Here is a 4,398-nt window from a genome sequence, read left to right on the forward strand (position 1 = left end):
CGGCGCGCGCCGCCCCGCTCCGCAGCCCCCGCCGCGATCGGCCGGGCAAGTCCGCCGAGGACCCGCAGACCAACGCCGTCCAACGACCCCGAGGAGGCACTATGCCGCTCGATGACGCCGCCCGCGCTCAGATCGAACGCGCCGAGGCGCTGATCGAACTCGGACGGGAGGAGCAGGCCGTCGAACTGCTCGCGACTGTCCCCCAGACCGACCCGGAAGCGGTCGTCAGCGTGAACTGCGCCCTCGCCTTCGCCCACCTGAGGCTGGACCAACGCGCCGAGGCCCGCGCCAGCGCCGAGCGCGCCGTCCAAGCCATGCCCAACAGCACCGAGGCGCTGTACTGGCTGACCGGCACCGAGTCCGACGCCGCCCGGGCGCTGGAGCACTCGTCCCGGCTCGTCGAGCTCGAACCGCAGTGGGGGCCCTACCGCGCCCTCCACGCCCGCACGCTCAAGCGGAACGGCCGGTCGGAGGACGCCGAGCGCGAGGCGCGCGAAGCCGTGCGCATCGCGCCCGAGGACGTGTTCGTGCTCAACACCTCCGGTTCCGTGCTGCGCGGCTCCCATCCGGACGAGGCGCTGGAGGCCTACGGGCGGGTCCTCGAGATCGACCCGGGGAACACGGACGCCCGGGAGGGCATCGCCAGGTTGAAGAGGGTCCACGAGGCCGATGAGAGCAGCCGCCTCTACCGCGGCCTCCTCGAGACGAACCCGGAGCGGGGGCACTACGAGGACCAGCTCCACTGGATGGTGTTCGTCAACCCCCTCAGACTCACCATCGGGACGGTCCTGCTGGACGCCGCGGGTTGGCTCGCCATGACCGTGCCCTACGCCCTCGGTTGGCGGACGGCGGCCGTCGTGTGCGGAACGGTGTGGTCGCTGATGATGATCCTCGGCCTGGTCTCCGGATTCAGGGAGAACGCCGCCAAGATCGCCGAGGGGATGGAAACCAGCTCCGGGGCGGTGGTCGCGGCGGCGTTCCGGAGGAGGCCCTTCAGCTCCTTCACCGCGATGGCCTCGATCGTGGTCGTTGGGGCCGCTCCCGCCGTGTGGGGGGCCTGGACGCTCTTCAACCCTGCTCCGTCGTGGTGGTCCGCGGTGGGCGTTCCCGTGGCCTTCATCGTCTCCGCGTGGATCACCGCCCCCCTCGTCTGGTTCGTGGCGATGGTGGTGCGGCTGCTCAGGCAACGGCGCGGGTAGGGCGACCGGGCGCCAGGGCGTGAGCCAGGGCGCGGCGAAGCCCCCGGGGCGCGGAAGGGAGCGCCCCGGGGGCTTGCGGGTCCCTGGACGGGGACGGCGCTCAGTCCGCGGGGGCGGCGACCGCGAACTGGACCGCCGAGGCGGCCCCCGTCAGCGCCCCGATCACCAGGCCCTGGCGCGTGTGCGCCAGGCGCACTCCTGCGGCGCGGCGGCGCTCCCCCCTGCGGAAGAGCCATTTCTCGACCGCTACCGTCAGGCAGACGGTGCCGATCCCGGCGCCGGCCAGCAGCGCCAACTCGCCGGGGGCCGCCTCCGTGACGCCCTCAAGGGGGTCGTCGCCCTTCGGCGCGGGGGTCCCGTCGCAGTCGGATTCCTCATCCGGGTAGGGGGGCACCGGGGCAGCGGGGGGCATCTGGGCGGTCGCGGACCACATGACGGCGGCGAGCAGGCCCGCCTTGATGACCGCGCGGGCCCCCCGGCAGCGCACCACGTCGGGCAGTCCGTACCAGGCGGTGGCCGCCGCCACGCCGACGGCGGCGCCCAGGCGTTTCTTCGGATCCTCCATCGCGTGGCGGACATTGGCCAGCGCGCATCCGCACGTGCGCCCGGAGCGGTTTTCGACGAGAACTGGGGAAGTCATAGTGGGGTCCTCTCTGGGGTCAGTCGTGGATCAGGTCGAGCAGGTGGGAGAGGACCCTCCCGCCCGAGTAGGCGCTTCCGTCGTGCTGGAAGGCGTTCGTGATGTAGGGGCGCGCCCCCATGAGCTCCGCCGTGTCGAGCGACAGCTCGCGGGGCACGAACATGTCGTCGTAGTAGACCGCGGCGGCTACGGGGACCGTGTTCCGGGCCAGGACCTCGGGCGCGTACACGGGGGCCCAGTCCGTGTCCGAGGCCAGCAGGTCCGCCGCGCCGGCCAGGGGGGCCAGGCCCGGATCCTCGTCGTAGACGCGGCGCATGAAGTGCTCGCCCGTCAAGTAGTAGGGCTCGGAGGCGTCCAGGGGGTCCGCGTCCTTGGCGAAACCGGGGATCTGCTCGGCGAGGCGGTCCGCGGACCAGTTCGTCGCCCCTCCTGCCAGCGCGGGCGCCGCGCACGCGTAGATGCCCTCCTGGAGGAGCGCGTAGACGGGGGAGACCTCCACGGCGGCCGCGACCGCCTGGAGGAACTGCGAGGACAGGCGGCGCTGCCCCCGTACGCTCACCCACGGCCCCTCCAGCAGGTAGTGCAGCTGGTCGGTGCGCCCCTGGCCGCCCAGCATCATGCCGATCATGCGCAGGCGCGCGGGGCTCAGGCGCTCCCCGGTGGGCAGCAGTTCCTCGGTGTCCGCCAAATGCGCGGCGACCTCGCGGACCGTTCTCTCATCACCGGGGTGGCGGTGGAAGTAGGCGCGGTTGCGCGCGGCTGTGCGCTCGTAGGTGAGGGCGTAGATCTCGTCCACGTGGACCAGGCCGGGCAGGCCGCCCGTGATGAGGCTGGCCTCCACGCCCTCGGGCGCCAGCGACAGGTACGCGGTCGTGATGAAACCGCCGAAGGACTGGCCCACCGTCGTCCACTTGGCGTCGCCGCACAGCTCGCGGCGCAGCGCCTCGGCGTCGAAGACGATCTGGTCCTGGCGGAACAGCTTGAGCCGGTCCGCCCTCTCGCGGTCCGAGGGCAGCTCCGCCAGGGACTGGGCGTCCAGGCGCGTGGACTGCCCCGTGCCGCGCTGGTCGAGCAGCACGACCCGGTAGTCCTTGAGCAGGCGCGCGATCCAGCCGCTGTCGAAGCGCCCGAAACGGGGGGCCGGGTATCCGGGGCCCCCCTGCAGGAACACCGCGCGCGGCAGGTCCTCGCCGCCCTCGCGCACGACCTCGCGGGCGAAGATGCCGATCGTGGGGGCGCCGGGGCGCCGGTGGTCGAGGGGCACCTCGAGGCGGTGCTCGTGGATGGTGTGGCCGTGTTGGCGGTACGACTCCGTGCGCATGGGCCCGATTCTAGCGCGCGGCGCCAGGGGGCACGGGCGTTCGGGCGCTCCGACTGGGGGCGGGGGCGTTCTCTTCCGGTGGGCGGGGCGCCGACCGCGGGCGCCTCCCCGGATCTGTTTCACGTGGAACACCGCGTAGTGCGCCCGCCCCGGGATGTTGTGATCCGAGTCGCAGTGCGGTCGGTTCCGCTGGTCCGTCACAAAGTATCTTGAAGTGGACTCGTTCCCGGTCCGCGTCCGGGCCGGAGGAGGATCGCATGTGCCGATCAGATCGGCCCGCGGCGCCGACAGGCCCGCGCACCATCCGGAACTCGAGGAGTCCCCAATGAACACGCCACGCACGAAACGCCCGATCCTCCGATACGCCGCTGCCGCGCTCGCCATGGCCGCGGCCCTGGGCGCGTCCGCGTGTTCCCCGCACGGCCAGTCCGCCCCGGGCGGCGGGGCCGCAGGGGCCCAGGTGGGCGACCGCACACCGGAGCAGATCAAGGAGGCGGGGGAGATCACGATCGGCATATTCTCCGACAAGGCCCCCTTCGGCTACATCGACGCCGACGGCAAGCCCGCCGGGTACGACGTCGTCTACGGCGACCGCATCGCGGCCGACCTGGGCGTCACCGCCAAGTACGTCCCCGTCGACGCCGCCGCCCGCACCGAGGTCCTCCAGTCCAACAAGGTGGACATCACGCTGGCGAACTTCACCGTCACACCCGAGCGCGCCGAGAAGGTCGACTTCGCCAACCCCTACTTCAAGGTCTCCCTGGGCGTCGTCTCGCCGGCGTCCGCCGAGATCACCGACGTGTCCCAGTTGGCGGGCAAGACCCTCATCGTCACCAAGGGCACCACCGCCGAGGCGTACTTCGAGGCGAACCACCCCGAAGTCGAGCTCCAGAAGTACGACCAGTACTCCGACGCCTACCAGGCCCTCGAGGACGGCCGGGGCGACGCCTTCTCCACCGACAACACCGAAGTCATCGCCTGGGCCATCGCGCACCCCGGTTTCGGCGTCGGCATCAAGAGCCTCGGCGAGACCAGCTACATCGCGGCCGCCGTCAAGAAGGGCAACAGCGCACTGCTCGACTGGCTCAACAACCAGCTCGTCGACCTCGGCGAAGAGGACTTCTTCCACAAGGACTACGAGCTGACCCTGGCCCCCGTCTACGGGGACGCCGCCTCGGCCGACGACCTCGTCGTCGAGGGCGGGACCGACACGCCCCAGTCCGCCGCGCAGTGAGGCG

At 72.0% G+C, this 4,398-nt stretch carries 4 protein-coding genes; 2 read left to right on the forward strand and 2 right to left on the reverse strand.

All coding sequences use genetic code 11. The features are described from left to right. Nucleotides 1-101 precede the first annotated feature (101 nt). Complete coding sequence (locus tag BH719_RS07175) at nt 102-1,199, forward strand: tetratricopeptide repeat protein (protein WP_009744151.1); 1,098 nt, start codon at nt 102-104, stop codon at nt 1,197-1,199. A 100-nt stretch (nt 1,200-1,299) separates the two neighbouring features. Here BH719_RS07175 and BH719_RS07180 read toward each other — a convergent pair whose 3' ends face one another. Both BH719_RS07180 and BH719_RS07185 read right to left on the reverse strand, forming a co-directional pair. After that, nucleotides 1,300-1,839: a peptidase S9 gene (locus BH719_RS07180; RefSeq protein WP_157098209.1), complete on the reverse strand. Its 540-nt coding sequence runs from the start codon at nt 1,837-1,839 to the stop codon at nt 1,300-1,302. A gap of 19 nt (nt 1,840-1,858) precedes the next feature. Beyond that, on the reverse strand, nt 1,859-3,160 hold the full coding sequence (locus BH719_RS07185; protein WP_034255362.1) for an alpha/beta fold hydrolase: 1,302 nt from the start codon (nt 3,158-3,160) through the stop codon (nt 1,859-1,861). A 325-nt stretch (nt 3,161-3,485) separates the two neighbouring features. On the opposite strand from BH719_RS07185, the gene BH719_RS07190 reads away from it, so the two are divergent. Next, nucleotides 3,486-4,394 carry a cysteine ABC transporter substrate-binding protein gene (locus BH719_RS07190; protein ID WP_009744154.1) on the forward strand — a complete coding sequence of 303 codons (909 nt, stop codon included), beginning with the start codon at nt 3,486-3,488 and terminating at the stop codon, nt 4,392-4,394. Nucleotides 4,395-4,398 lie beyond the last annotated feature (4 nt).

This window comes from Pauljensenia hongkongensis (assembly GCF_001746855.1).
Classification (GTDB): Bacteria; Actinomycetota; Actinomycetes; order Actinomycetales; family Actinomycetaceae; genus Pauljensenia; species Pauljensenia hongkongensis.

Excerpts from the sequence above, each read along its gene's own strand:
- BH719_RS07175 (WP_009744151.1), top strand. The coding sequence starts at position 102 with ATGCCGCTCGATGACGCCGCCCGCGCTCAGATCGAACGCGCCGAGGCG.
- BH719_RS07180 (WP_157098209.1), bottom strand. The coding sequence starts at position 1,839 with ATGACTTCCCCAGTTCTCGTCGAAAACCGCTCCGGGCGCACGTGCGGA.
- BH719_RS07190 (WP_009744154.1), top strand. The coding sequence starts at position 3,486 with ATGAACACGCCACGCACGAAACGCCCGATCCTCCGATACGCCGCTGCC.
- BH719_RS07185 (WP_034255362.1), bottom strand. The coding sequence starts at position 3,160 with ATGCGCACGGAGTCGTACCGCCAACACGGCCACACCATCCACGAGCAC.